The sequence below is a fragment of the Spongiibacter sp. UBA1325 genome, assembly GCF_002306875.1.
In the GTDB taxonomy this organism is placed as follows: domain Bacteria; phylum Pseudomonadota; class Gammaproteobacteria; order Pseudomonadales; family Spongiibacteraceae; genus Spongiibacter; species Spongiibacter marinus.
In genome coordinates this window covers 624,351-649,868 of record NZ_DBTD01000010.1, presented here as the reverse complement: position 1 = coordinate 649,868, position 25,518 = coordinate 624,351, and the positions used below count along the sequence as shown (strand labels likewise).

At 50.3% G+C, this 25,518-nt stretch carries 25 protein-coding genes and 1 pseudogene; 18 read left to right on the top strand and 8 right to left on the bottom strand.

The annotated features are described in order from the left end of the window. Positions 1-200 precede the first annotated feature (200 nt). On the bottom strand, positions 201-416 hold the full coding sequence (locus tag B3K78_RS16880; RefSeq protein ID WP_414711289.1) for a helix-turn-helix domain-containing protein: 216 nt from the start codon (positions 414-416) through the stop codon (positions 201-203). Between the two features lie 148 nt (positions 417-564). Here B3K78_RS16880 and B3K78_RS14895 point away from each other — a divergent pair, with 148 nt between their 5' ends. From B3K78_RS14895 to B3K78_RS14835, 13 genes and pseudogenes are all read left to right on the top strand, one after another. Then, on the top strand, positions 565-801 hold the full coding sequence (locus B3K78_RS14895) for a hypothetical protein (protein WP_286696072.1): 237 nt from the start codon (positions 565-567) through the stop codon (positions 799-801). After that, positions 794-2,107 carry an Arm DNA-binding domain-containing protein gene (locus B3K78_RS14890; protein WP_286696071.1) on the top strand — a complete coding sequence of 438 codons (1,314 nt, stop codon included), beginning with the start codon at positions 794-796 and terminating at the stop codon, positions 2,105-2,107. The genes B3K78_RS14895 and B3K78_RS14890 overlap by 8 nt, the downstream gene beginning before the upstream one ends. Positions 2,108-2,179: 72 nt before the next feature. Next, on the top strand, positions 2,180-2,572 hold the full coding sequence (locus B3K78_RS14885; protein WP_286696070.1) for a hypothetical protein: 393 nt from the start codon (positions 2,180-2,182) through the stop codon (positions 2,570-2,572). Continuing rightward, on the top strand, positions 2,565-3,074 hold the full coding sequence (locus B3K78_RS14880) for a 5' nucleotidase, NT5C type (RefSeq protein ID WP_286696069.1): 510 nt from the start codon (positions 2,565-2,567) through the stop codon (positions 3,072-3,074). The genes B3K78_RS14885 and B3K78_RS14880 overlap by 8 nt, the downstream gene beginning before the upstream one ends. A gap of 17 nt (positions 3,075-3,091) precedes the next feature. Further along, positions 3,092-3,679: a hypothetical protein gene (locus B3K78_RS14875; protein WP_286696068.1), complete on the top strand. Its 588-nt coding sequence runs from the start codon at positions 3,092-3,094 to the stop codon at positions 3,677-3,679. Positions 3,680-3,721: 42 nt separating this feature from the next. Continuing rightward, positions 3,722-4,318, top strand: a complete 597-nt coding sequence (locus tag B3K78_RS14870) for a hypothetical protein (RefSeq protein ID WP_286696067.1) — start codon at positions 3,722-3,724, stop codon at positions 4,316-4,318. Positions 4,319-4,637: 319 nt separating this feature from the next. Beyond that, positions 4,638-5,006 (top strand): annotated as a pseudogene (locus B3K78_RS14865) (site-specific integrase); the annotation flags it as partial. Then, positions 5,003-5,914, top strand: coding sequence for a 3'-5' exoribonuclease YhaM family protein (locus B3K78_RS14860; RefSeq protein ID WP_286696066.1), 912 nt, complete (start codon positions 5,003-5,005; stop codon positions 5,912-5,914). The pseudogene B3K78_RS14865 and the gene B3K78_RS14860, both read left to right, overlap by 4 nt. A gap of 555 nt (positions 5,915-6,469) precedes the next feature. Beyond that, complete coding sequence (locus tag B3K78_RS14855) at positions 6,470-6,985, top strand: MarR family winged helix-turn-helix transcriptional regulator (protein WP_286696065.1); 516 nt, start codon at positions 6,470-6,472, stop codon at positions 6,983-6,985. A gap of 67 nt (positions 6,986-7,052) precedes the next feature. Further along, a complete protein-coding gene (locus tag B3K78_RS14850; RefSeq protein ID WP_286696064.1) occupies positions 7,053-7,784 on the top strand; it encodes a helix-turn-helix transcriptional regulator in 732 nt (243 codons plus the stop codon). A 100-nt stretch (positions 7,785-7,884) separates the two neighbouring features. Next, positions 7,885-8,829, top strand: coding sequence for a DUF7064 domain-containing protein (locus tag B3K78_RS14845; protein WP_286696063.1), 945 nt, complete (start codon positions 7,885-7,887; stop codon positions 8,827-8,829). Further along, complete coding sequence (locus tag B3K78_RS14840) at positions 8,826-9,986, top strand: phosphotransferase family protein (RefSeq protein WP_286696062.1); 1,161 nt, start codon at positions 8,826-8,828, stop codon at positions 9,984-9,986. Before B3K78_RS14845 ends, B3K78_RS14840 begins: the two co-directional genes overlap by 4 nt. Beyond that, positions 9,983-10,468: a hypothetical protein gene (locus B3K78_RS14835; RefSeq protein ID WP_286696061.1), complete on the top strand. Its 486-nt coding sequence runs from the start codon at positions 9,983-9,985 to the stop codon at positions 10,466-10,468. The genes B3K78_RS14840 and B3K78_RS14835 overlap by 4 nt, the downstream gene beginning before the upstream one ends. Before the next feature lie 113 nt (positions 10,469-10,581). Here the strand turns inward: B3K78_RS14835 and B3K78_RS14830 are convergent, their stop codons facing one another. From B3K78_RS14830 to B3K78_RS14815, 4 genes are read right to left on the bottom strand one after another with little or no spacing between them, the layout of a single operon-like run. Next, entirely contained in the window at positions 10,582-11,814 is a 1,233-nt protein-coding gene (locus tag B3K78_RS14830) for a thiolase family protein (protein WP_286696060.1), read from the bottom strand. A 23-nt stretch (positions 11,815-11,837) separates the two neighbouring features. Continuing rightward, positions 11,838-13,412 carry a long-chain-fatty-acid--CoA ligase gene (locus B3K78_RS14825; RefSeq protein WP_286696059.1) on the bottom strand — a complete coding sequence of 525 codons (1,575 nt, stop codon included), beginning with the start codon at positions 13,410-13,412 and terminating at the stop codon, positions 11,838-11,840. A gap of 17 nt (positions 13,413-13,429) precedes the next feature. Further along, entirely contained in the window at positions 13,430-14,221 is a 792-nt protein-coding gene (locus B3K78_RS14820; protein ID WP_286696058.1) for an enoyl-CoA hydratase/isomerase family protein, read from the bottom strand. A gap of 36 nt (positions 14,222-14,257) precedes the next feature. After that, positions 14,258-15,139, bottom strand: a complete 882-nt coding sequence (locus B3K78_RS14815) for an SDR family oxidoreductase (RefSeq protein WP_286696057.1) — start codon at positions 15,137-15,139, stop codon at positions 14,258-14,260. Positions 15,140-15,557: 418 nt separating this feature from the next. Between B3K78_RS14815 and B3K78_RS14810 the strand changes: the two genes are divergently transcribed. The 5 genes from B3K78_RS14810 to B3K78_RS14790 all read left to right on the top strand — a co-directional run bounded on the left by B3K78_RS14810 (position 15,558) and on the right by B3K78_RS14790 (position 22,489). After that, positions 15,558-16,628: an NADH:ubiquinone reductase (Na(+)-transporting) subunit F gene (locus tag B3K78_RS14810; protein ID WP_286696056.1), complete on the top strand. Its 1,071-nt coding sequence runs from the start codon at positions 15,558-15,560 to the stop codon at positions 16,626-16,628. Positions 16,629-16,679: 51 nt separating this feature from the next. Continuing rightward, on the top strand, positions 16,680-18,152 hold the full coding sequence (locus tag B3K78_RS14805) for an aldehyde dehydrogenase family protein (protein ID WP_286696055.1): 1,473 nt from the start codon (positions 16,680-16,682) through the stop codon (positions 18,150-18,152). A 63-nt stretch (positions 18,153-18,215) separates the two neighbouring features. Continuing rightward, a complete protein-coding gene (locus tag B3K78_RS14800; protein WP_286696054.1) occupies positions 18,216-19,322 on the top strand; it encodes an NAD(P)-dependent alcohol dehydrogenase in 1,107 nt (368 codons plus the stop codon). A gap of 164 nt (positions 19,323-19,486) precedes the next feature. After that, positions 19,487-21,934 carry a TonB-dependent receptor gene (locus B3K78_RS14795; protein WP_286696053.1) on the top strand — a complete coding sequence of 816 codons (2,448 nt, stop codon included), beginning with the start codon at positions 19,487-19,489 and terminating at the stop codon, positions 21,932-21,934. 162 nt (positions 21,935-22,096) lie between these two features. Then, a complete protein-coding gene (locus tag B3K78_RS14790) occupies positions 22,097-22,489 on the top strand; it encodes a hypothetical protein (protein WP_286696052.1) in 393 nt (130 codons plus the stop codon). Between the two features lie 186 nt (positions 22,490-22,675). Here the strand turns inward: B3K78_RS14790 and B3K78_RS14785 are convergent, their stop codons facing one another. The 3 genes from B3K78_RS14785 to B3K78_RS14775 form a co-directional block, all read right to left on the bottom strand. Continuing rightward, complete coding sequence (locus tag B3K78_RS14785) at positions 22,676-23,419, bottom strand: GntR family transcriptional regulator (RefSeq protein WP_286696051.1); 744 nt, start codon at positions 23,417-23,419, stop codon at positions 22,676-22,678. A 117-nt stretch (positions 23,420-23,536) separates the two neighbouring features. Further along, on the bottom strand, positions 23,537-24,943 hold the full coding sequence (locus B3K78_RS14780) for a phytoene desaturase family protein (RefSeq protein ID WP_286696050.1): 1,407 nt from the start codon (positions 24,941-24,943) through the stop codon (positions 23,537-23,539). Between the two features lie 174 nt (positions 24,944-25,117). Beyond that, positions 25,118-25,480 carry a DUF2834 domain-containing protein gene (locus B3K78_RS14775; protein ID WP_286696049.1) on the bottom strand — a complete coding sequence of 121 codons (363 nt, stop codon included), beginning with the start codon at positions 25,478-25,480 and terminating at the stop codon, positions 25,118-25,120. Positions 25,481-25,518: the final 38 nt, after the last annotated feature.

The following is a 25,518-nucleotide window of genomic DNA, read 5'->3' as shown; positions in this document are numbered from 1 at the left end:
GTTGGCTTTTAACCAATTGGTCGATGGTTCGAATCCATCACGGCCCACCATTTTTCCCCAAGAAGATCAAAGCGTTGCAATCGGGCAGCGCTTTTTTTTCGTCCTCAAAAAGTCGCTGTGACGGATCTGTGACAAATCTGTGACGGATCCGTGCCAAAAAAGCATTTTGGCACGCCCAAATTTTCAGTAAAAAAGACCAATTAGTTCGAGTTTGTCACGTCATTACGAACACGAACCAATAGGTCATTTACCTCGCAATCAAAATACTCACAAAGTCGATCTACGATATCTAACGATGGATTGTAGCCCCTGTTTTTACCAATCTTCGATAAGGTCACAGGGTGAATTCCAGTCGCTTCAGCAACATCTTTCATCGTCACAGAAGTCCCTTCGCGAAACTCCTTTTCAGAGAGCATTTCCTTTAGTCGCACTCTAATCATGATAATTAATTAGCCTTAAAACTAATAAATAACTTGACGGGCTAATTCACGATGCTATTATCGGCTTATGGATTAGCCAATATGCTAATTTGTGAACCCATATACATAGTCAGAGGGACTATACATGACTTATACGTACCTGACCACAGAAGCTCTTGCTGAGCGTATTCATTACGAACCCACCACAATCCGTAACTGCCTTAAGGATTCGGTTCTTTTCGAGGGTGTTCACTACATTCGTCCTTTTGGTGGTCGGAAGATCTTGTATCTCTGGGAGAACATTGAACGGGATATGTTGAGCTCTTCTGCTACTGATGAAATGGCAATTCCAATGGCAAGCGGAGAGCTGTGCCGTGGCTAAAGTTAGTGTCAGAAAAGAAACTGGCACTTTGCTCTTTGACTTCAACTATCTTGGGGTGAGATGTCGAGAGCAAACAGCACTTAAAGACACCAAAGCCAATCGCCGCCGAATGGAAAAAATGCTCGAGAAGATTGAGCAGGCGATTGTGCTGGGTACCTTTGAGTACGAAAAATTCTTTCCTGGAAGCTCGCGAGCTGCTGGCTTTAAGCGTGATGTTAGAAATCATTCTGGCTCTGTTCAAGATTCAGGTAGCCGGTCGCAGCTTGCCGCGCGATTGCCTGAAACCTTCATAAAAAATACACCTAAGTTTTCAGAGTTTGCCGAGGTTTGGTTTACCGAAAATGAAGCGGCATGGCGTGTAAATACCCAAAAGGCAGCACGTAGCCATCTCAATCGTCACCTGAGTTCGAAGTTTGGAAACCTCCAAGTTCATAGCATCCAAAAAAGCGACTTACTAGGTTTTCGAGCGGAGCTTTCTAAAGAAAAGACAGGGGAGGGTGAGCGTACCCTCACGGCGAAAACGGTCAATGAAATCATGGGTACCTTGCTGGCTATCCTCAAGGAAGCAGCGTTTCGCTATGAGTTTAAAAATCCTGGGGAAACGATCAAGCGCCTTAAGGTACAGAAAAACCACGTCGACCCCTTGTCTTTGGATGAAGTGACGCTTTTTCTGGAGTCCATCCGGCAGGATTACTACAACTACTTTCTTGTTCGCTTTTATACCGGGTTGCGTAGTGGAGAAATCCACGGGCTGAAGTGGGAGAACGTGGATTTCGGCCGGCGTGAGATTTTGGTTCGTGAGTCAATCACCAATGGGCGAACCGAATACACCAAAAATGATGGCTCCCAGCGTGAAATCCATATGTCTCAGCCGGTGTTGGATGCTTTGAGTCGGCAAAAAGCCGCAACAGGGGAGGTGAGTGCTTATGTCTTCTGTACTTCAAACGCAAAACCCCTTGATACCAAAAATGTAAACGCGCGCATCTGGAAGCCAACTTTGCGATTGCTTGGCTTAAAGGAAAGGCGCCTCTATCAGACGCGACATACGGCGGCAACGTTGTGGCTTGCTTCTGGCGAGGCTCCTGAGTGGATCGCTCGTCAAATGGGCCATACCAACACCCAAATGCTGTTTCAAACCTACTCTCGCTATATCCCGAATTTGACTCGTCAGGATGGATCGGCGTTTGAGCGCATGTTGTCTTCCCGACTTCCTACCGCGCCGAACTCACCGCGGCAGAATGGGCATCAAGACAACGAACTTCTCAGTGAAAAATCGATTAGCAACGAGAACAACAGCAATGATTGATTTTGAATTTCAAACCATTGAAGGCTCCCCATCGGCGAAGTGCCCTTTTTCACTTTGGGGGAAATGCGCCTCATGAATATGCAAATCCCTGAAGAGCTTTACTGTCACGCGGGTGACTGCACGCTCTTGTTGCCTTACTGGCATTCGGATCAGGCATTTTATCGTGTGCTTACTGCATGGGAAATTCCTGAAGAGGAAATCGACGCGTTTAAGCCTTTGGCAAACATTGTTGACGTCAAACACGCAATCCAGATGTCGCAGCTGCTTCTTGTCATGCAGAATTCCGTGAATACCTTGGAATGGTTGCACGCAAACAATCTCCACTTCAACAGTACGACTCCGTGGTCGCAAATCAAGATGGGGAACGCCGCTACCGTCTTCGAATATCTCATGGATCGTGTATTTGGCCCGTGGTCGCCCCATCTCAATGCCTTTCAGTTAATGAAAGGAGGCGACGATGCCTAAGGTACCTGCGCAGCGTAGCGATACCCGCCACTTTAACCCCAAGCACCGCCGCATCTTTGTTGATATGGACGATACGCTCTGTGACTTCGCCGGTCATTACCGTGCGGTGCAGGCGCAGCGCCCGGATCTCATGTATCCACAAAGTCTGCCGGGCTTCTTTATCGATCTGCCTCCCCTGCTAGGAGCGATTGAGGCTTTCCACCATCTGAGCCGATTGCCTAATACCGAGGTGTACATCCTTACGGCGCCCTCGGTGATGAACCCTCACAGCTACACCGAGAAGCGTCAATGGGTGGCCAGTCATTTGGGAATAGATGCGGCGTATCGGCTCATCATCTGTCCCAACAAAGGATTGATTCAGGGCGACTACCTGATTGACGACAGGCCTGCCGGCAAGGGGCAGGAACATTTCAATGGGGAGCTGGTGCTCTTCGGGTCACCGGAGTACCCCGACTGGAGCAGTGTGCTCTTTCATCGCGACTTTGGTCTTTTTTCAGAATAAACAACGAGGTGCTCACCATGGTTGAAATCAAACACTCCGTGATCGTTATGTTGGCTCGCGCCATTCATCTCCAACTGAAGACCGTGTATCCCGATGGGCTGGTCATGCGCGTCGGCACCGGTTGGGAGTTCGATAATCCGAAGGCCATTGATGCCTGGCTCCGTGCGTGTCACCCGCAGGAATCACCGGCTACCTGGTATACCCCCTTGGAATATCTGGTTGAGGTTGGGGTTGACCAAATGCTGAAGCAGGAGCTCGGGTCGTTGAGAATGTTCCTTCGAACGCAGTCCGAGCAGCTTTGGGAAGGCTCCTGCTATTCCTACCCAAAACCAGTGCCACACATGGCGCAGCTTGAACTCACGGCTGACCACGTCAAGTTAATGGCGCATGCCCATCTGGAAATGCTGGCGACGTACCAGCCTATTCATGAAGTCATTGACCACTGCTGGAAAATCCTGCCCGGTACCGGCGATGGAGTCCGCAAGCTCCGCAACTGGATTGTCAGTCAGCAGGCTTGCTATACCCACCATCCCTCTGAGCTGACCATGCCATTAGCCCATGATCTGCTCCGAGTGCTGTATCCCGACTTTCAGGCACACCGGTAATCACTAGAACATCACCCCTGACAACCCAATGAGGATGTGGATATGAAAACACGTGAACCCCTGCAACTTAACCTAAACCTGCTCTGCGATGTGATCGAAGAGTTTGCTGAGACACTCGGTGTATCACTGACGGGTAATGACCTGGTCTTTATCTTCGGTAGCGGAGAAGCACTGGATAACTGGGAGGCCTTAAACCAGTTCATCAACGAGCTGGACGGCCGCACTGTCGCCACGCGTGAACGCCTTCTGGCGCTGATGCGCAATCAGTTCAACACTATGCTGCATTGCATGCGTCTGGTGAATCTGAAGCAAACAAAGCCTTCCTTCAGCGAAGAAAGACCCTACGGCTGCTTGTCACCCGATGAGTGTAAAGCACTCGCCATGACGATGGTGTTTCTTGTGGAGTGGGAAATCCAACGCCAAAAGGTGCGCTATATCGGTCAGGCCGATGGCATGGCCATCCTGACCCATCTAGCCACCTGGGACAGAACCGTCGCTTACAACTACTGCCTGTCAAAGCTGCTCAGCTGTGAGCGCCGCTTCTATCAAACACCGTCTGAATTGTTCCCCACGCTGGTTAACCAGTTCTACCAGAAATCCATTGTGCCCTGGATGCTGCGCGGTGCAGTAGCGCAGTAGTCCAAAGATTCAATGCGTCGGCCTTTATCAACAACGATTCCATAAGGAATAAGGAGACTTCGGTGAAACAGACTTTTGTTTGGCGAAGCCACGTTTTATTTCGAAACCGGCATGGAGGGCATTGTGACGTGAGTATCACGGTGTCTGGAGATATGAGTGAGGCAGTCAGGTTTAAGGTGAGCCCTCGCCTTATTCGTAACAATGCTGGCCAGATATTGTCCGTTGTGTTGCGATTGGTCAAACGTGGCGATTGTGTGCGAATAGCCCGAAGTGGTCAGTCATACAGGGGTAAGTCCAGAACGATGGATCACAGCGTGAACTCAAAATTTCGGGACCAGTACGTCAGGCATTGGAATCACAGTACAAAGCGTCAGGTGCTATCAGCGATTTTGTGTTCTGCTCCCGGGCCGGGACAGCTCTGGACCCGATGAATGTAAATCGGCGGGTATGGAAACCCACTCTCAAACTTCTTGGCCTAAAAGACCGAAGGTTGTATCAGACCCGCCATACTGCTGCCACTTTGTGGTTGGCTTCCGGTGAATCGCCGGAATGGATCGCATATCAAATGGGGTATTCCAGCACGCAAATGTTGTTCACTGTCTATTCCCGCTACGTGCCTAACTTGACGCGCCGGGATGGGCCAGCCTTTGAAAACCTACTTCAACAACGCCTTGGAGGTACGCAGTGAAGCATCCCGTTGTTATAAGTTCAGAAGAGGTTGTCGTCACTGGTCGCCAATTTCGTCAATCCAGTCATCCTATCAACGATTCTCGCCGATTGGATCGCGCACAGTTTCGTGTGCTGGGTCGGTACGACAAATTGAATCGTGCGGGTCTTCCCTGTTCCCGGTTGGTTCTGGGTAATCTGGCAGGCACGGCCTCCGCAGTGATTGATCACGCTGCTGTTCTGCCCTGTCAGCGCAATATCGGGCACGGCGATATTGTGATGGTGAATGGTGAGTTACAGGACGTGGCGGATCGGTTGGTGGTTCAAATTGAAGACCTCTACCGGCCACGAATTGAACGAGTCCGGCCTACCGCGTTGCTTCCAAAAGAATGGGTTTTGCCAGCTTTTCTGCCGCAACTCAGAACGGTGATACGGCATTGGGTCGCTTTAGCTCATCCTGGCCTGCAACGGTTGATGACCGGGTTTTTAATGGATGCCAATAATGCCTTGGGATTTCTCAATGCTCCAGCCAGTCAGCGATTTCATCACCCATACCAAGGCGGGCTACTGGAACACACAGCCGATATGTTGCATCAGCTGGAGGTCAGCGCTTGGCATAACTGGCGACCCATCGAGCGGGAGATCGCTGTGTTTCTAGTTGTCCTTCATGACATCGGCAAGACCGTGACTCTAGTCGGGCAGGGGGCTTCTGAGAGAGGTACTCACCAGCCCCACGAATTGGCTGCATTGGAATTGCTGGCGTTGCCGCTGGCTCAGTTACAAATGACGGATTCCAGTATCGCTAATCAGATTCGTGGTTTCTTTAAGCCAAGGCATTGGTATCCCCGTAACTGTTGCAGGGTTTATCGGGCCGTGTCTGCTATTGACCGCTATAGTGCCAATTACGAGCTTCCTGAACGAGCGTGCTAATGAGTGAGGGTGAGCAATATCAGGATCGACAACTCCTAAATGCTTTGGCCGAAGGTCAAAGTGTAGTGGGGTAAAAGAGATATAAACCGTTATCAGGTTGATGAACATGGCCATTCCTAGCGGTATCGTCCCTGTTAAATACGCGAAGGAAGAAAGGCCAAACCCTGCAAGAGCTAGGGTGACGAGTGAGATTTGGGGCCAGGATATCGTCGGTACATGCATGACATTTGGGTAACGTGGGTCATGGACAACTTGGTTTAGAACGGCCCTAGCAGTAGGGTTGTTGGTAAACGACATATCGGGGGTCTCCTGCGCGCACTATTTGCGATAATTAATTATAGAAGTATGATTGTTTGCTAAAAGTACGCATGCGAACATGATGTGAATCAATAATTCGGTGTGTTTTCGCATAAATTCGTGGAGGTAAATCTGTTTGCTTTAGTATTTGATTGGGTATGTTTTTACTTTATTGAGGCTGCCTATAGCATTATTCGTATCAATACTGTTAACATATTAACTATTAATATTTTTACGTATTTTTGGGTGGAATAACTTATGGCTAAGGTTCCTGCTACTCGCGGTTTTGATGCGGCTCTCTCAAATGATTCCCAGATCTCCGAGGAAGACCTCAAATTACGATTGGGATTTGATATCCACGATTCCGCTCGTTTGCGGCGCACCGTGATTGATGAAATATTCAAGCCCCTCAAGGTGACCCGCTCGCAGGCATGGGCATTGGCCTATCTCTCTCGCCGGGATGGCTTGACCCAGTCCGATCTCGCCGACGATATGAGTATCGGTAAAGTTACCCTCAGTGGCTTGATAGACCGTCTAGAAGACGTTGACATGGTAGAGCGTCGCCCTGACCCCAACGATAGGCGGATAAACCGAATTTTTATCACAAAAGATGGTCGCCGAGTCATAAAGGAAATGCGAGTTTTAACGTTGTCAGCCAACAAGGAAATGTTGGAGGGGATCGACATTAACGAAGTGCTCTTAACGGTTAAGACGCTACGTAAGTTAAATGAAAATCTTATAAAAATGCGCGGAAAAATGTCAATTAAAGGCTAGCCGTTAGCACAGCACATTCGGCTCGCGCAGGCGAGCCCTCCATAAATAACAAAAATATGGAGTTCGTATGTTTTATCTTTCTCTTAATAGACAAGCCGAAGTACTGGATATCATGGCAAGGTCTGGTGCAGACAATCTTTGCTTGTTTTTATTCAATAGTTATTCGAAGAAGCAAGCGTTGAGTTTTCTTTGCCGCTATGGCATGAGCGAACGTGTCCATTCGAGCTATATAGAAAATTTATGGGCGTATGATCCGTTTCTTTCTGCAGTCGGTGGCTCGCAAGACTATCCGGCTCCGATGGTACTTGAACGTGCTCAATTGGAGGAAGACAGTGGGCGAGCCCAACCTTATTGGAAGTTTATCGATCAGGCCGGGTATCGCGATATTGTTGCCGCCAGCCATCCGTTTTCACCCGGCATGTATTTGGTCGGAGGCTTGATGGAGCAGCGGCAGAAGGCCAATCCTTCCGCGCTCAGTAGCGGGTCGGTGCTGGGTTCCTTGGAAATGCTGGTAAATGGCGTGGCAAGCGATTTTATGGAATCGCTGACGGCTGGTTTTTTTGAAAACAACAATAATGCATCCAATCAACTCTCCAATCTGCATCTTACTCCGCGAGAGATGGAAGTTGTTCAAGCCCTCCAGACCGGGCGTAGCAACAAGCAGATTGCCGCGGCTCTGACCTTATCGGAATTCGCCGTGGAAAAGCATTTCAAGCGACTGTTTAGAAAGTTTAAGGTGAATAATCGCACAGCGCTTTTGGCGAAACTTCAGTCCGTGGGGCTGTTGACCCGACACTGATTAGCTGAAATTGGTCTATTGTTCAAAAACACGGTTTTGTTAGCCTGCTAAAAGTTTCTCGGTATAAACGAGTCGAATTTTAAAGCAGGATAACAACACCATGATTTTTAGCGATACCACTGATATTCGTGGACTTGATCCGGTTCACGACAATCGTCACCAGCTCGGTGACGGCCCCTATGCGAGAGAGTCCCTAGCCTTTCTGTTTCAGATACCCGAAGACGGCATCGCAGGCATTGTTTACACCTGGGTTAGTGGCAGTGGGCTGGCCGGTAGCCTCGTAACCCTTTTTGGCCCTGGCATCGGGCCTGAACCCCTGCTCAAAAAATGCGATGGGATCCCGGTTCCGGCGGCAGCGGATTTCAATGACTGGCAAGTGGGCAATATGCATTTGCGCTTGGGTGAACCCTTGCAGACTGCCTATATTAGCTACAAAAGCGAGTTGTTTGACCTGGACTACAATTTTGTTGCTAGCCAGCCGATTTACCCCTATAGCTCGCATCGCGAGGGATGTCCGCAGTGGATCGCATCTGACCGCTTTGAACAGCAAGGGCGTGTCACCGGAAAAATTGCTTTTCAGGGAAGGGTGGTGAACCTAGATTGTGATGGTCAGCGTGATCATTCCTCGGGCACCCGTGATTGGGGAGTGAATCAGCACTGGAAGTGGGTTCACTCCAACGCAGGAAATGGCCTGTCCGTCCATTTTTGGAAACTTGAGTCATTGGGCCAGACCCTGATGCGTGGGTATGTCCAAAAGCAGGGGCATATTGCGCAGCTTGTCGATGTTGATATCGACCTTCAGATAAATGACGACCTCACTTCACGTGTTTTAAATGCCCGTATCGAGGATAGTGCAGGTCGAATAACGCTATTCCAGGGTGTGCCTTATACCACCTTTGAGCTCGGTCCAGATCCAATGATTACCTTGTTTGAATCGCCGATCACGGCACATATCGATGGTAAACCTGCGGTTGGCTGCTGTGAGGTGCTGTGGTCGAACAGCTTAATCGAATATGTGCGCAGTAAGGGGGAGTGCGGCCAATGAGCAGGAATAGTCATGCCGCCCACTACGAGGCTGGTAAAGATATTGAGCCATCCATTGTGCGCATGTTGCAGGGCGCCATTCAGCATCGGGAGTTGGGTGCTTACCAATGGGCTACTGAGGCGGAACTGCAACAGTCCTTAATGACATTTTTTAACTATAAGGGGCTGGCTTCTCCCCGGATCGAAAATCTCAAAAGGATGGGAGGCGGCGCGTCAAAGGAGCACTTTGTATTCGATTTACAAGTCGATGCCAGCACGCGCCAGAAATGTGTTTTACGACTGGACCCGCTTGAGAGCGCAGTAGTCTCCGATCGTCGTAAAGAGCAGCGGATAATGGAAATAATGGCCTCGGTGCTTCCAGTACCGCAGGTGCTTTGGTCTGACCCTGTCGGAGCAATTCTTGGACGGCCTGCTCTGATCACGAGCTCTGTGAGAGGCGTGACTAAACCATCTGATGGCGGCGGCAATGTATCTGGCCTTGGGTCCTTGTTACCTGATCACTATCGTGACGCTCTGTCTCCAAAGTTCATGGATTACCTAGTCAAGATGCACGCCGTTCCAGTGAGCTTTGCCCCGGACGGCATTTTTGATGTGCCATCGCAAGATGACTATCAGGCCGTCCGCTGGCAATTAAACTGGTGGCGAAGCGTCTGGCGAGACGACGCGATCGAAGGCTCGCCGATAATGGGCCTGGCAGAACGATGGATGGAAGAGAATCTTCCGAAGGCGAGAGAGTTGGTTGTTGTTCATGCCGACTTTCGTACAGGAAATTATCTGTTTGATGAAGACAGCTTTGAGATTTCCGCAATTCTTGATTGGGAATTAGCTCACATCGGCGATTATCATGAGGATCTGGCCTGGATCATTTGCCATAAAGGCGTCACAGCTCAAGGTGAAGTGATGGCCTCCGGGCTTATGAGCCCTGAGGCGTTATGTCGACAGTACAGCGAGTTAACTGGTCGTGTAATCGATCCTGAGGCGCTTATGTTTTATCGAATTCTCAGTGTGTATAAATGCGTTGCTATCTGTTTCGCCACATCGGTGCAAACGGCGCGTCGTGGGCACAGCCATCAGGATATATTGCTCAGTTGGTTGGCGTCAGCCGGGCATGCATTCTCTGCTGAATTGCTAGATCTTATGGAGGAGGTGTATTCATGAACCCATCTCAGGAGTTGAGGCTCCGAACACTAATTCGAACAGTATCGGAAACGATTATACCGGCTATCCGCGATGATGCGCCTCTTGCGATGGAGCAAGCTGGTTTGCTTGTCGCCCATTTAAATGTATTGCTGGAGCAGGGTAATCGAGAGCAGGAAGTAGATTTGTTTAATTCGGCGGCACTCAAGGCGCTAGCTGGGGAATTGCTGAATCTCTCGAGTGGTGAAATCGCCTTGGAACGTGAGCGCGAGGCACTGGCTTCCGCATTGGGTGGGGATTATGCAACGCTTTCTTTTGCTACCGAACGCCTTCTCGCATCGCCAGCAGGTAGTTTCGAATTTAAGCAACGTTCGATGCTCGAAGCGTTGAAGTACACTCGAAAGCAAAACCAACTTGGTCGTAGCTGGTTTCAGGGCACTGGCTTTGACAGTTCTCCGCAGAGCTTGTCGTCTGTCGAGTCTCTTTTAGCCGTCGGCAGCTAGAGTTTGTTTCTGGGCGCTATCCGAACAGTATTCTATCTATTCTCTGCACCCCCGCACATAAAAAAGGCGGCCCAATGGGCCGCCAAGCGAACGTAAGTATACCTGGGTGAGAGCTATACTTCCGGATTCTCAAGCAACAGGGCACTACCTTGACCACCTCCCACACAGGCTGAGGCGATACCGTACTTAATACCTCGGCGTTTCATTTCCTTCGCCAATGTTGTTGTGCAGCGTACGCCTGTTGCCGCTAGCGGGTGGCCGTAGGCCGTAGCGCCGCCATTCACGTTTAGTTTCTCGAGGCTGATATCAAGCTCTTTTGCTACGGCGAGGCATTGGGCTGAGAAGGCTTCGTTGATTTCGAACAGGCCGATATCGGCAATGCTTAAGCCATTACTATTTAGCATATCGAGAATGGCTGGCACCGGTCCGATGCCCATCACATGCGGGTCAACCGCCGCGGCGGCGGAGGAGCGAATCTTGGCCAGAGGTTTAATACCCCGGCGCTCGGCATAGGCCATGCTGCCCACAAATGCCGCTGCGGCGCCATCGACGATGCCGGAGCTGTTTCCGCCTGTCTGTACACCGTCTTTTTGGAAGGAGGGACGGAGCTTGGCCAGAGTTTCGCGGCTAGTGGGACGAACGTGCTCGTCGGTGTTGAAGCTTTCAACACCGCGGGGCAGCTTCAATCGTTTGGTTTTGAGCGTTTCGCACTCAAAGGTCTGATTGGTGAGGGTAATGATTTCATCACCCAGTACACCAGATTTCTGTGCCGCCAGCGCCCGCTCGAAGCTCAGGTAGGCAAATTCGTCGACTTCTTCCCTGCTCAGATTGTATTGCTTGGCAAGATTTTCGGCGGTGCAACCCATGGGGATGTCCGCTGCAGCGTCGTATAGCAGCTCCATCAGGTAGTCGCGGAAATCAACCTGGCCAAGCTTAAAGCCGTTTCGACTGGTAAAGCTGCATACTGGCATGCGAGACATGGATTCACTGCCGACGCAGGCCATCACTTCGGCCTTCTTCAATTGCCGATAGTCAGCGGCATGGGCAATTAACTCAAAGCCGGATCCGCACAGGCGTTGCAGCATTAATGCTGGAGCGTGTTTTGGCAGCCCGGCATACAGACCGATATGACGCGGCAAGTAGCCTGCATCGAAGTCCGATGGCGCCAGGTTGGCTGCGAACAGGCAGTCCACGTCCTCTGCCGCAACTTGTCCTTGGGTGAGCAGCGCTTTGAGTACAGCAATGCCTAGGTCTGTCGCGGACAGAGTGGATATCGTGCCGTTCAGTTCGCCAAAACCGGTACGACAGCCGTTATAAAGCCAGGCGTCGTCGTAGTTAGTAGCCATATTTTCTTTTCCTTTAGGTGGGTTTAACTTACTGCACGCCCCTGATTTTTGTCCCAATAAGGTGCACGTAAGTCTTTTTTGGAAACCTTACCAGCGCCAGTGCGGGGGAAGTCTTCCACGATCTCGATGGATTTCGGACATTTGTATGCTGCCAGTCGAGATTTGCAGAACTCGATGATTTCGGTGCTGTCGGGTTGGCATGCCGGGCGAGGGATAATAAAAGCCTTTACTTCTTCACCCCATTTTTCGCTGGGGACTCCGATCACTGCGGCCGCGGCTATCTCCGGATGGATGGAGAGGCAGTTTTCTACTTCGGTTGAATAAATATTTTCACCGCCAGAGACAATCATGTCCTTGGATCTATCAACAATATAGTAGTAGCCCTCTTCGTCGAAATATCCGACGTCTCCAGAACGATACCAGCCGTCTTCATAGACCTCGTTCCAAGCTTCCGGTTTTCTCCAGTAGGACTTTGCGATGGAGGGCAAGCGAATCAGCATCTCACCGGCTTCATTCGGCCCTAATGCTTGATTGTTGGAATCGATGATTTGTATTTCTATAAGGGGTAGGGGTTTGCCACAGGAGGTGAGCCGCTTTTCATTGTTGAGATCATGATCGTCGGGACGAAGCAAAGTAATTGCGCCGCCAGATTCGGTTGAACCATAAAATTGCATGAACCGGCAGGGGATTTTTTCCATACCGCGTTTGAGCACACCCATGGAAATAGGTGAGCCGGCATACATGATTTCTCTAATACTACTGAAGTCGGTTTTTTCTGTCTCGGGGTGATCCAATAGCATCTGAATCATTACTGGAGCCACACCGGCCAGTGTCGGCTTTTCGTTGTTGATTATGTCCAGTACTCCACCGGGCTCAAATTGTGGGGCGATGATGATGGTTGCACCGTTGTACATAGCCTGCATAGATAGCCCCAATCCCAAAAGGTGAAAGCTTGGAACACAGAATAAGTAGCGGTCTGCCGGGCCCCAAGTATAGGCAGGTTCGAGATGCTCGCACAGGCGCATATTCATTATGCTGCCGTGCGTCATCTCAACCCCTTTGGGAGCGCCAGTTGTGCCTGAGGTGTAAATCTGCCAAGCGGTACTGTCGAGGGCGCAGCATGCCTTTGGATCGTCGCTGCTTGCATCTGCAAACCACTTCCAGAGTGGGTTTTCAGCGTGAATTCCTGGTTGCAGGTCAACGGCCTGGATCGGCGAGTTCAGTTTCTTGGCGGCCTCTTCCCAAACCGCTTTAAAGCTGTCCTCGATCAAAACGATACTCGGCTCCGCATCCTTGACGATGGCGCTAACTTCTTCGGGGGCGAGGCGCCAGTTCATTGGAATAAAAACAGCATTAATTTTAGCGCAGGCGAAGATCGTCAAAAAATAGTCATGGGAATTGCCGGAGTAGTAAAGAACCCTGTCACCCGCCTTTATGCCTGATTCGGAAAGCTTATTGGCAAATTGGCTGGACATCCGATTGACGTCCTTCCAGCTTAGCGAGTGCTTGTTAAAGCGGGTGGCGGTCTGTTCACCGTAATGTTTTTCATTGTAGCGAACAATATCAGCGACGTTTTTAATTTCCGGGTAGGCCCACATGATCGACTCCTTTAGTATTATTTGTATTCAAATACGGCTTTCTTTTTATTTGCGACGGCTTGAACGGCACTCCATGTGTCCTGGGTTCGCGTACAGTCAGTTAGTGCCCTGGCTTCCATTTCCAGTTGAGTTTCGAGCGGAGTTTGAAAGGTCTCCAGGAACAGGTTTTTTAGTTTTCCAAAGGTATAGGTGGGCCCTGAAGCGAGCTCATTGGCTAATGCCGCTGATTTATCTTCCAGCTCTTCGGACGAATGAATTTCACTCACCAGCCCATAGTCCAGAGCCTGTTCCGCTGACCACATCTCATTTCGACTGAAAAAGCTAAAGGCACGGCGCAGGCCAACTCGCCGCGGAAGATAGTATGACGAGCCGCTGTCGCATGAAAATCCGATGCCGGCGAAGGCGGCATAGAACTTTGCATTTGGTCCGGCCAGAACAAAATCTGCTCCGGAGGCCAGCGCGACTGCTCCGCCCGCCACCAGTGCATCAGTTTTGAAAATCACTGGCGCATCCATACGTGCAAGGCGCGATATGCCCATATGCAGGGTAGATGTGGCAGCCTTAACAAAATGCGAAGAGGCCTCCTGGGTGCCCGTCGCCAGGGATTTAAGATCTCCGCCAACACTGAAATACTTGCCTTCAGCGTCGATGATTACCGCCCGCACATCGCGATTGTTGTCGCATTCAGTGGCGATCTTGTTGAAGTCGCTACAAAATGCGAGGTCGAACGGGTTTCCTCGTTCGCCCTGCGCGAGGGTAATGCGAGCGACATGGTTTTCTATGCTGAATTTAAATGCGGTCAGTTCCACGCTGGCTTCTCCTACTTATTTTGGGTTGGGGGCAGCTTAGCCGATGCTGCGCTCGGCTTTTTCTTTTTCGGCAGATGCCTTTATAGAATCCTTGATCGACTTCCAGTCATCGTCGCTTAGGTCGCAAAGACTGGCGAAGGTGCTGGGCGCTGCCAGGTGGTGGCCGCCGTCGATGGCGATGGTTTGTCCGGTGAGGTATTCGCAGCCATCAGCCTGCAGAAAAATCATCAGGTTGCGGAGTTCGTCCATTTTGCCGTAGCGCCGCATTGGAACGCTGGAGGAGTCGGTTGCGCCTGTGGATTTACCGGTGGGGTTTAGCTTGTCCCATGCACCTTCGGTGGGGAAGGGGCCGGGGGCGACAGCATTCACCCGGATGCCATATTGCCCCCACTCTACTGCTAGTGACTTTGTCATGGCGTCGATTGCCGTTTTCGACATTGCCGAAGGCACGACATAAGCCGAACCAGTGAAAACCCAAGTCACCAGGTTGCTTACGATGCTGCCGGTCATGCCCAGTTTTATCCAGCGCTTGCCAATGGCGAGCACGGTGTAAAAGGAGCCGTCCATTACCGTGGAACGAATGGCTTCGTAGCCTCTAGGGGAGAGATCCTTCGTGGGTGCAATAAAATTAGCTGCGGCGTTATTGATCAAGCCCGTTAATGGGCCTTCTGCAAAAATGGATTCGATCATTTCTTCGATTGAATCCGGCGAGCGAATATCGCAGACGCGGTAGTGAATTTTCCCTGGAGCGACTTCGTTAAGTTCTTCGCAGGTGGCTTTCAATACGCTTTCTCTTCTCCCGCAAATATAGACTTCGGCGCCAGATCGTAGAAAGCCTAGGCTGATTTCTTTCCCGAGGCCGGTTCCTGCGCCGGTTACTAGGATTCGCTTTGTTTCTAGAGTTGTCTTGTTAAACATAGTGAGCTACCTGCCGAAATTATTTGTCCGGTTCACGGTTTGTTGGATGAACTGGGGTTACCGTATGCTAAGCAATAATAGTACGCGTGCGAAATGAATTTGTAAATGTTGAAATGTAACCTATTTGTCCGCCGCTTCGGCAGTGAGAGGGCGCGCTGTCATTTTGGGGTGAAAACGTGTTGAGATTTGGGTGTTTGTTCAAATTTCCCCGCGGTTTTTCTAGGATGTGGCGGGTTTATGTCTGATTTTAATGCAAAAGGTAGTGTGCGTGAGCTGTTTGTTAGCTAGCGGTTTAGGCCAATTTTTCAGCCGGGGTTTGTTAGGGTGTATCTAGGGCTTGACAAATATAGTTCGCATGCTTAATTTAATGTCATCTAACTAAGGGCTTGGCCCGTTAAATAATGAAAAGAGGTCTAGTGTGTCATTATTTTCGTTTTTAAAGCCTTCTCCGAAGCGGGTTACGATTGAGCCTGCAGGAATAAGTTTTGACGTTAAGCCTGGTCAGTCAATTTTGGAAGCGGGTTTATCTCACGGCTACGCGATGCCGCACAGCTGTACAGTGGGAACCTGTGGCAGCTGCAAGTGTAAGCTGACCTCGGGGGGTAAGGTGCGTGAGTTGACGAATTTTGCCTATGTACTTGAGGCCGAGGAGCTTCAAGAAAACATGATACTGACCTGCCAATCAGCCTTGAAGTCAGATGTTACGATTAGTATTCCTAACTTTGAGCTCAAGCAGCTGCACCCTCCGGAAGACTATGATGGCGAGGTGGTTGTTACCGAAGACCTCACTCACGATGTTAAAAAGGTTACGCTGCGTCTTGATCGTCCAATGTGGTTTGATGCTGGTCAGTACGTCCAGCTTCATATCGATGAGGTGTTTGGAGGGCGTTCCTATTCCTACGCCCTGCCGCCATCGGAAGACGGCCTCCGGGAGATTGATTTCTTTATTCGTCATGTGCCCGGTGGGGAATTCACTGGCCTGCTGTTTGATGGAAAGCTAGATCAGGCAAAGATCAAGGTTCACGGCCCCTCTGGCAACTTTTGGTTGCGCGACGGGCGAGGTCCGATCATTTGTGTTGGCGGGGGTAGTGGTCTGGCGCCAATTATCAGCCTGCTTGAGCAGGCGGCTAAAACTCCCCACGGGCGCCCCTGTGTCATGTTTTTCGGCGCGCGTTCTCAGGCGGATCTTTATTGCCTGGATCGCATTGCCAAAATTGGAGAGGCCTGGGATGGTGCTTTCCAGTTTGTCCCCGTGCTTTCAGACGAGCCTGAAGACAGTGGCTGGACGGGGCTTCGCGGCTTTGTGAACACAGCGATCGAAGGCGCGGCAGGGCAATATCTGTCCGCCGATACCCAGGTATACCTCTGTGGGCCGCCACCTATGATCGACGCCGTTACGGACACTGTAGTACCTCTGGGGATAGACCCGAAAAACGTCCATGCCGACAAATTCCTTGATGCCAGTCACGGGATTTCCCGACAAGACTAAGCGCTAACTTTCCTGGCCCCGTCCCGAACATAGACAATAAGGATTAAAGTGATGAATAGCTTAAGCGATATCCAGCTGCCCTCGGGTAAAATGCTCATTGGTGAAGATTGGCTTGATTCGCTCAGTGGTGAAACTTTGCCCGTCGAAAATCCAGCTACCGGTGAGGTTTTTGCGCAGGTAGCCGCTGGTGGTGCCGAAGATATTGATCGCGCTGTGAAAGTGGCTAGAGCGGCCTTTGAATCTCCCGTTTGGGCAAAGATGCGTCCCATTGATCGCAGCCGTTTGCTGGAGCAGGTCGCACTCAAGCTTGAAGCCCATGCTGAAGAGCTCGCTTTGATTGATAGCTTTGATAACGGCAAGCCCAAGCATCTCGCCATGATGGTCGACGTGCCATCCGCGGTCGAAGTGTTCCGTTATATGGCAGGTTGGTGCACTAAGATTTATGGCAAGACCTTGCCGGTGTCCGGTGATGGTCGGCAGTATCATGCCTACACTCTGCGTCAGCCGGTGGGCGTGATCGGGCAGATTGTGCCCTGGAATTATCCCCTTCCTATGGCGGCCTGGAAAATTGCATCTGCTCTGGCCGCGGGCTGTACGGTAGTTCTGAAGCCGTCAGAAGTGACCTCGCTGAGTACTTTGCGTATGGCCGAGCTAATCCTCGAGGCCGGTGTGCCACCGGGGGTGGTAAATATCGTTACCGGTTTCGGTGAGAAAGCGGGAGAGGCGCTGATTACCCATCCAGGTATCGACAAAATTGCCTTTACTGGTTCAACGAATGTCGGCAAGCATATCTTGCGTAGCTCGGCCAATGACCTGCGCCGAGTCAGTCTTGAACTTGGCGGAAAATCACCCACTATCATCATGCCGGATGCGGATCTGGAAAAAGCCATTCCTGATGCGGCCATGGCTATTTTCTTCAATTCTGGTCAAACCTGCTTTGCGGGATCTCGCCTACTGTGCCACGAATCCATTTATGACACCGTTGTGGCGGGCATTAATGAAGTCGCCAAAAACCTGCCTATCGGCCCAGGTCAAGATCCGGCGACGATGATAGGCCCGGTGGTTAATAAGAAGCAGCGTGACCGTATTCAAAGCTATATTGATATTGGTCAGCAGGAGGGCGCTGAGGCGATATCCCCTGATGTACCGTTGCCTGAACAGGGTTACTTCGTTCGTCCCACTATTCTCTCCGGCGCGACCTCCGAGAGCCGGGTGTTCAATGAAGAAATCTTTGGCCCGGTACTGGCGGCCACCAAATTCAGCACCGAGGAAGAAGCCATCAGGCTAGCCAACAGCAGCTGCTATGGCCTGGGAGCCAACCTCTACTGCAAGGATATGAAAACCAGTCACCGGATGGCGGCTACGCTGCAGGCGGGTACGGTGTGGATCAACACCTACTTTGTTGTTGATGCAGCCATGCCCTTTGGTGGCTTTAAAGAATCCGGTATCGGTCGGGAAGTCGGTGATGAGGGCGTGCTGATGTACACCGAGAGCAAGTCAGTCTGTGCCTTGCTCGAAGATTGAATCCCTGGTCAGAGGCCAATAAGGCGATATACAGCTAAAGCAAAATAATCACAGGTGAACAATATGCAAGTAACAGCCGCAGTAAGTCGTAACGCGGGGGCAGAATTTCAGTTGGAGCAGCTCAAGCTGGAAGAGCCTAGAGATCACGAAGTGCTTGTGCGAGTGGTGGCTGTAGGGGTATGCCACACCGATATTGCCGCGCGAGACCAGCTTCTGCCGTCTGAATTACCTGTTGTTCTTGGGCACGAGGGCGCCGGTATTGTCGAACAGGTGGGTGCCGGGGTAACCGCAGTCAAACCAGGTGATCATGTCGTGATGTCGTTTACATCATGCGGTGCTTGCGAGCCTTGTGAGCATGACCACCATAATTACTGCCAACAGTTTGCTCCTTTAAACTTTGTGGGTATGCGCGGTGATGGCAGCAAGGCATTTATAGATGCAAATGGCAATGCGGTAGGCAGTCATTTCTTCGGTCAGTCATCTTTTGGTAGTTACGCACTGGCCCAGGAAAATAATGTGGTTAAAGTCCGTGACGATGCGCCGCTGGAGTTGCTCGGCCCCCTTGGTTGTGGAATTCAGACCGGGGCGGGCACCTTTATGCGGGCCTTCGGTTGTGAGTCGGGCGCTGCTGTCGCCGTTACAGGTGGTGGTGCGGTCGGGTTATCGGCCGTTCTGGGCGCGGTGGTGCAGGGATGTAATCCCATTATTGTTGTGGAGCCCCACGCTAATCGCCGTGAAATGGCGTTAAGTCTTGGTGCGACCCATGCGATCGATCCGATGGCGGGTGATCTTGTAGAGCAGCTTCGTGCGATTGCGCCTAATGGCCTGAATTATGCGCTAGACACCACAGGTAAGGCAGCTGTAATCAGTAGTCTGGTGGCGTCGATGGGGGCGGGCGGTGAGATTGGCTTTGTGGGTGTGCCTAGCAATCCGGACGACGCAGTTCTGAAGATTGACGTGCTGAATATGCTGCTGTGTGGAATCAAAGTGAAGGGGATTTGTGAGGGAGACGCCAATCCAGCGGAATTCATTCCGGTGATGGTGGACCTCTTTATGGATGGAAAATTCCCGTTCGACAAGCTGTGCCAGTTCTACGACTTCGAAAACATCAATGAAGCCGTTGAGGCCCAGCACCGAGGCGAGTGCGTTAAAGCAATATTGAAATTATAAGTTCAAAACCCGTTTTTCCCATAATTAAAACTACACAAGTTTAGTAAATTTTTGAGTCCAAGTTTGTAATTGGCATTGTTATCTGAAATTGGTTAGCATGCGCAAAATTAGCATTAAAACTACATTTTCCTTGAATAAAATTAAATTTACGAAGGTGGAGATTTATGAATAAGAAAATCATGGCAACTGCGTTAGCGTCCTTGCCTATTGCGGTGGGTCCGGTTTACTCGCAAGAGGCTGGCAAGCCACGAGCGTCGAACCGTCTTCTCGAAGAGGTAATGGTTACTGCTCAGAAGCGTGAAGAAGATGCTCAGGATATTCCGATCACCATTCAGGCTTTTTCTGGAGAAAAGCTTGATGCGTTTAATATCGAAGATACTGCGGATCTGCAAAAAATCACCCCGGGGCTGACATTTACCTACACGTATGGCTATACCCTGATCTATCTACGTGGTGTTGGTAGTGAAGCCTTCCTGCCAAACGCTGACCCCAGTGTTGCGACCTATATTGATGGCATTAATATTCCAGCCAGCCAGGGTAAGCAGGATTCGCTGGGGCCTGTAAAGCGTGTCGAGGTATTGAAGGGGCCACAGGGTACGTTGTTTGGGCGTAATGCAACCGCCGGTGCAATAAACATTACTACTGAAGATCCCCCGGTTGACGAGTTTATTGGTAATCTTAAATATGTTCAGGGGAACTACGACACTGCAGAGTACCAGGCCTTTGTTGGCGTAGATGTGCCAGGTGTCGAGGGTTTGGGCTTTACCCTTTCGGGCTTTAAAGATACCCACGAAAACTACGGCCAAAACTTTAGTAATGGCGAGAAGCGCACCTGGCGCGAGGATTTTTCTGAAGGTGGGCGCGCCAAAATTAAATGGGATTTTCTTGAAGATTATAGCCTGACCCTGATTGGATCCTATGTTAACCAGTTTAACGGTAACTCTCTGACCCAGGAAAATACTCGGCCTTCGTTGGTATTTGGCGCGGGCGCGGAAACCGATGAGCCGGATCGTGACACCCACACCAACTATGAAGGCGGTAACGGTACGATCAATACCATGTACGGCGCGATCTTTGAGTGGCGCCCGGGCCCGGTTGATATCAAATTGACCTACTCTGATCAATTGGCCGATGTGGATTGGGGCCAATACGATTACGACTCAACAGATGAAGATCGCGCTGGCTTCTTTGTCTACAATCAGTACAACGAGCAGGAAACGATAGAGCTGCAAATTACCTCGAATGCAGAGACGCCGCTTTCCGATAAATTAGAGTGGGTTGCCGGTTACTACGGTCTTAAAGCAGAGGGCGGTTTTGGCCGATTGGCCTTCTTTTTGAATACAGGTCTTGTTTCTGGGTTAATACCCACAGGTTTGGTTAGTAGTGTGACTGATCCACTGCTAGGTCTTAACCTAGGTAACGTTATTGCAGATTCTCCACGCATCACACTCGAGTCAGCAGGGATTCTGACGACTGACTCTGACGCATTGTATGCGCAAGGAACTTGGACGTTTAACGACGAATGGGCCTTAACTTTGGGTGCCCGCTATCAGGAAGAAACGCGAGGAATCGGCAGTACCTATCTTGATTTCGTCAATACGCTAGGGGGTGATTACAATGAGCGCGAGTACTTCAGCGGTAACGATTATTCGCGTAATACCCGAATTTCTACCTTTGAGGCACCGCCACTGGAAGAAACGACACTCTCCCCGAAAATTTCCTTGCAGTGGTTTCCTACGGAAGTTATGCAGGTCTATACCTCTCTGCAGCGTGGCTATAAAAGTCCGACCTACAATATCGTTAACTTCTTTGGTAACCCGGATGCGGTAAAAGGGGAAGAAACGATAGCTGCCGAGCTGGGGATAAAGTCTGAATGGCTGGATGGTACGCTGAAATTAAACGGGGCCCTCTTTGCCTCCCGTACCAAAAATCAGCTGACTGGCCTGGTGTCTTTCACCTCAGGTGCAATTGTGCGGTATGGCAATGCGGACGAGGCGGAGGTAGAGGGCGCTGAAGTAGACTTCCAGTGGCAGCCCATGCCGAACTGGAATCCTGGCCTGGTTCTGACCGGCGGCGCGACTTACGTTGAATCAATCTTCACTGAATATGAGCAGGGTGAGGGCTTTGACGATACTACAGGGCTTTATTTCGGTCCTGGTGCGCCAGAAGACATTGCCTTAGAACTCCTTGGTCTCGGCGGCATTCTGCCGGTGAGTTCCACTGCCGTGATCAATGGCCCCAGGGACTTTAGCGGTAACGATGTACCTCGCTCGCCCAACTTTACCTCTACGCTTTCCCTGAATCAGTTTTACAATTTTGATAAGTATGGCGCAGTTGAGTTTGGAGTTGATTACTCCTTTAAGAGTGAGTACTTCACAACGGCGCAGAATTCCCCCTTCTATGTACAGGATCAGTATGAGTTGTGGTCAGTTCGAGCTAGCTGGTTCTACGATCCATGGGGAATTCAGGTTACCGCATTTGTTGATAATGCAAAAGACAAAGACTACTACTCCGGTATCTTGCAGCAAGACTTTGGTCGGACGGCTACTCTGGCGCCGCCACGTCTCTATGGCTTGAAGCTCAAATGGGACTTCGATGTCTTCGTAAATTAATCAGAATGAGTATTACCTGTCCCAGGACTTGCCGCCCGTAGTGGGCGGTCTTTTTTTAGGGCGTGAATTGTAACGTTATGAATAATTTTGAGGTGCCAAGATTCAATTTGATCATGGATCAATCGAAGCGTCCCACCCGGTAATAACGAAATGGAGTTTTAAATGAAAAGTTTCAAGATGACATTGCTCTCGATTATTTTTAGTGGATCAGCAGGGCTTGTGAATGCGCAGGTGAATTTTGTTTCTGATTTAGTCGATAGCGGTAGGCCTGTGCTCAATGGTGTTCTAACACCGCTTACTGCACCACTCTCTAGTAACGACGCGTTTCAGCAGGGATATTTGCAGCTGGCGTCGGGCATTTCCCCGCTAATAAATGATCTCGTAGTTCAAGGCGGAGGCATTGCCAGTGAGCTTGTGAATGGGGTTTCTGCTCTGGATAATTTAACCTTGCCGGGTCTAGAGATGGACTCAGCAGACGCGGCTGTTCTTGACCTTGGTGCGGTGATTCTTGAGCAGAATTCGCTGGGGCTTATTCGGGCTGTGCCAGGTCAATGATAGTGGTTTAGAGGTTTGAGAAAAAACTGGCTGCGTTTTAGTCTGTCTTTTTCAGCAGGGCCGCTCATATGGGCGGCCTTTTTTTTATTGCGGACGGGTTAACAGCGAAATTTAAACTGGTGCGAGAATTGAGAGAGTGATTAAGGCCGCGCAAAAATGTCCGCCGCAAAGTAGTGGTAGCTTGGATTAAACGACTCGAGCCCACTCTTGTAAATAATCAAGAATATAGCTCTCCATATGCCTTTCTGCGCCTAGTGCGTCTCTTGCGATTATTTTCTCTGCAAGATTTACTCGGCCTTGGTTTAGTGAGCTTAATGATGGAGATTGCGCCTTAGCTTCCTCGTGATTTTGGCTGAGGTAGAATCGAAAAATTCGTCTTAAATTACTTATGCGGTCAACGAGTATTTTTGAACGTGCCATCGCGCTCATATGGTCGTGAAAAATTGATATATCATCTGCCATATTGCGGCGATCATTTACATTTTGAAAGGAGTTGAGTAACAACGCGTTGGCTATTTCTTTTAGCTGAATTGCTTCGTCTTCCTGGTATCGTTCGCTCGCGAATCTGGCTATAAGCGCTTCGGTTCGGGCGAAAAGCATGTAAAAGTCTTCGACATCTTGAGGACTGGGAGATACGACTCGACACCCCACTTGGGGTATTATTTCCAGATAGCCAACTGTGCCAAGATATAAAACCGCCGCAGATACAGGTTGGCGACTGGCGCCGAACTCCTTTGCAAGATTGTAAATGGACAGATTCTCTCCAAACTTATACGCGCCTCTTACTAGCCGGTCTTCAAGCTCTGATGCGATCTCACCAGCTTTGCCTGACAGGTCGTTTGCGCGAACGCCACGAACGATAGCGCGGCTCCAGGCAGAGCTTGAGTGGCTGCTCAGTTTTGCAGGGGTTGATGTGTCGAGCTTTGTCATGGGAACCGAGGTAGGCTTAGTTTCGAGAGAGGCGTTGGTATTGGAAGGCTAGCACCACCAGCGCAGAGTCTAGCGCTGGTGGTGCCTATGGGCAATAGGCCCATTGGGCATACTTGATTAACTTGCCTGTTTCACATTTGCTTCTGGAAGCAGTATATCGAATAGTTCGAGTGCGCTAGTTGCTGCCAACTCTGTACCAATACCGTGTCCACCTGCCTCGGATGAGCTGAAATACAGGCCTTTAAGGGGGCTGACCTGAGATGGGCGCTTCTCATGTACCTGGTCGATGGTCTGACCTACGCCAATAATGACTCCGTTTTCGCCAGCCATTCCGCGCACAAGCGAAGGTGGGTCGATCCAGATCTTTTCAACCTTACCTTTGGCTTCGGGGTAGACTTCGTAGAATGAGCGCATAAGCGACTCGCGCCATTGATCCATGTTCGCACGGATATCTTCTGGACAGGCATGCAGCGAAGTAATCATCTGCTTACCAGGTGGGGCCAGGTTGGGGTCAAAATTACTGGGTGAACCGAAACATCCACCAATGAGGTGCGGTACTTTGCCTTCCTTCATTTCGTCGGTCACTTTGCACGGTGGTGACTTTTCGTCGGGAATATAGATAACGACTTGTTTGTCGGTCACTTTCTCAGATAGGAGCACGCGGAGCATAACGCCGTGAGCCGAGTAGGTGAGTTCATTGATGCGGTTTACGTAAGTTTTGGGGAAGTGCTCTTGGCCAACGAGTTTTTGCACGGTTAGCTGAATGTCGGCATTACTGATAATGACTGGCGCTCGGTATTCGTCGCCGTCTTCAGTGCGTACGCCTACTGCGGCGCCGTCCTCTACCAGAATCTTTTCGACTGGGGTTTCTGTAAGTACGGTACCGTTATAGTGCTTTATGGCATCTATATATGCTTTAGCAACGGAGAAGTTACCACCAGAGGGATAGGCGGTTGCGCGATTAGACATAACACCCCGGAAGGCCAGAATGAATTCTGCGCAGCTAGCAACATCTGAAGGTACGCAAAAGTATTGCGAGACAAAGCTTTCGATCAGGGTATAGCCCATCGGGTCGTCGGTATAGCTCAGTACCCAGTCCTTTACGGGAACGTACCAGAGTTTATCTAACTCCTCGTCGCTCAGTGTGAACACGTCGCTGAACAGGCGTTTGAAGTTGTCCCTTTCACTTTCAGCAACCACTTCATACATGGAGTTTTTGGTGTATTTGCGTTGAATCTCTCCCACTTGAATGAATGATGTGCCATTCAAGTCATTCCAGGGAATGCCGCCGGGCAGTTCGACGCGGTTCGAGATTTCCTGCAGGGGGCCTACTTTGCCCAAGCAGTAAAAGTGCCAGCCCAGATCCATCATGCAGCCATTGCGTTCGTAGGATATACAGCGACCGCCTATATGCTTATTACGCTCCAGGAGCAAAACATTCCAGCCCTGGTGAGCGAGCAGCGCACCAATTGCGCCGCCACCAATTCCACTGCCAATCACAATGGCGTCGTACTGATTGTTCATGACTTTTCGATCCTTTCAATGTCTGTAAATTGCACTGAATGTTTGTTTGACGTGCTAGCATGCTAGCAGTTTAGTTGACCCATGCCAAGCCTAAATGCAGGAACTGAGCAGGCGTTAAAAATAGCTACTCTGCTAGCAGCGCGGTGTGTATAACGCGCTTCTAGCCCGGTTTTGTTAGGCTTTCGTGGTGGAAGAGTGCTTATCGATATAACGTTCCCGCACGATTAAATACACCGGGAAGGTAAAGGATACGCCGACGTAAGATAGGGCCACGAAGAAAAAGCCCCACTTCTTCCCCATGCCAATGCGTTCAGCGTCAAACACGACCCAGATCATAAACACGGTCCAGGCAATGGCCATGTCGATGCTCAGAAAGGCTGCGGTTTCGCCGGCATTTATCGCGTCTGCAAAAAATGAGATGGGATCGAGAATATTGCCGCCATTCGCCATCCAGTCGATGGCGTGGGGCCAGGTTGTTAACAAGGCGATAATGCCAAGTATCAGAAAGAGTGTGTGTTTGATTGTTTGAGTATTCATTTTTATTCCTTGCATTACGTGGTTGAGCTTGAGCTTCA

Coding starts and splice junctions, on each gene's coding strand:
- B3K78_RS14895 (WP_286696072.1), top strand. CDS start 565: ATGACTTATACGTACCTGACCACAGAAGCTCTTGCTGAGCGTATTCAT.
- B3K78_RS14845 (WP_286696063.1), top strand. CDS start 7,885: ATGATTTTTAGCGATACCACTGATATTCGTGGACTTGATCCGGTTCAC.
- B3K78_RS14785 (WP_286696051.1), bottom strand. CDS start 23,419: ATGACAAAGCTCGACACATCAACCCCTGCAAAACTGAGCAGCCACTCA.
- B3K78_RS14780 (WP_286696050.1), bottom strand. CDS start 24,943: ATGAACAATCAGTACGACGCCATTGTGATTGGCAGTGGAATTGGTGGC.
- B3K78_RS14805 (WP_286696055.1), top strand. CDS start 16,680: ATGAATAGCTTAAGCGATATCCAGCTGCCCTCGGGTAAAATGCTCATT.
- B3K78_RS14775 (WP_286696049.1), bottom strand. CDS start 25,480: ATGAATACTCAAACAATCAAACACACACTCTTTCTGATACTTGGCATT.
- B3K78_RS14815 (WP_286696057.1), bottom strand. CDS start 15,139: ATGTTTAACAAGACAACTCTAGAAACAAAGCGAATCCTAGTAACCGGC.
- B3K78_RS14850 (WP_286696064.1), top strand. CDS start 7,053: ATGTTTTATCTTTCTCTTAATAGACAAGCCGAAGTACTGGATATCATG.
- B3K78_RS14875 (WP_286696068.1), top strand. CDS start 3,092: ATGGTTGAAATCAAACACTCCGTGATCGTTATGTTGGCTCGCGCCATT.
- B3K78_RS14840 (WP_286696062.1), top strand. CDS start 8,826: ATGAGCAGGAATAGTCATGCCGCCCACTACGAGGCTGGTAAAGATATT.
- B3K78_RS14855 (WP_286696065.1), top strand. CDS start 6,470: ATGGCTAAGGTTCCTGCTACTCGCGGTTTTGATGCGGCTCTCTCAAAT.
- B3K78_RS14870 (WP_286696067.1), top strand. CDS start 3,722: ATGAAAACACGTGAACCCCTGCAACTTAACCTAAACCTGCTCTGCGAT.
- B3K78_RS14885 (WP_286696070.1), top strand. CDS start 2,180: ATGAATATGCAAATCCCTGAAGAGCTTTACTGTCACGCGGGTGACTGC.
- B3K78_RS14795 (WP_286696053.1), top strand. CDS start 19,487: ATGAATAAGAAAATCATGGCAACTGCGTTAGCGTCCTTGCCTATTGCG.
- B3K78_RS14880 (WP_286696069.1), top strand. CDS start 2,565: ATGCCTAAGGTACCTGCGCAGCGTAGCGATACCCGCCACTTTAACCCC.
- B3K78_RS16880 (WP_414711289.1), bottom strand. CDS start 416: ATGCTCTCTGAAAAGGAGTTTCGCGAAGGGACTTCTGTGACGATGAAA.
- B3K78_RS14835 (WP_286696061.1), top strand. CDS start 9,983: ATGAACCCATCTCAGGAGTTGAGGCTCCGAACACTAATTCGAACAGTA.
- B3K78_RS14800 (WP_286696054.1), top strand. CDS start 18,216: ATGCAAGTAACAGCCGCAGTAAGTCGTAACGCGGGGGCAGAATTTCAG.
- B3K78_RS14790 (WP_286696052.1), top strand. CDS start 22,097: ATGAAAAGTTTCAAGATGACATTGCTCTCGATTATTTTTAGTGGATCA.
- B3K78_RS14830 (WP_286696060.1), bottom strand. CDS start 11,814: ATGGCTACTAACTACGACGACGCCTGGCTTTATAACGGCTGTCGTACC.
- B3K78_RS14825 (WP_286696059.1), bottom strand. CDS start 13,412: ATGTGGGCCTACCCGGAAATTAAAAACGTCGCTGATATTGTTCGCTAC.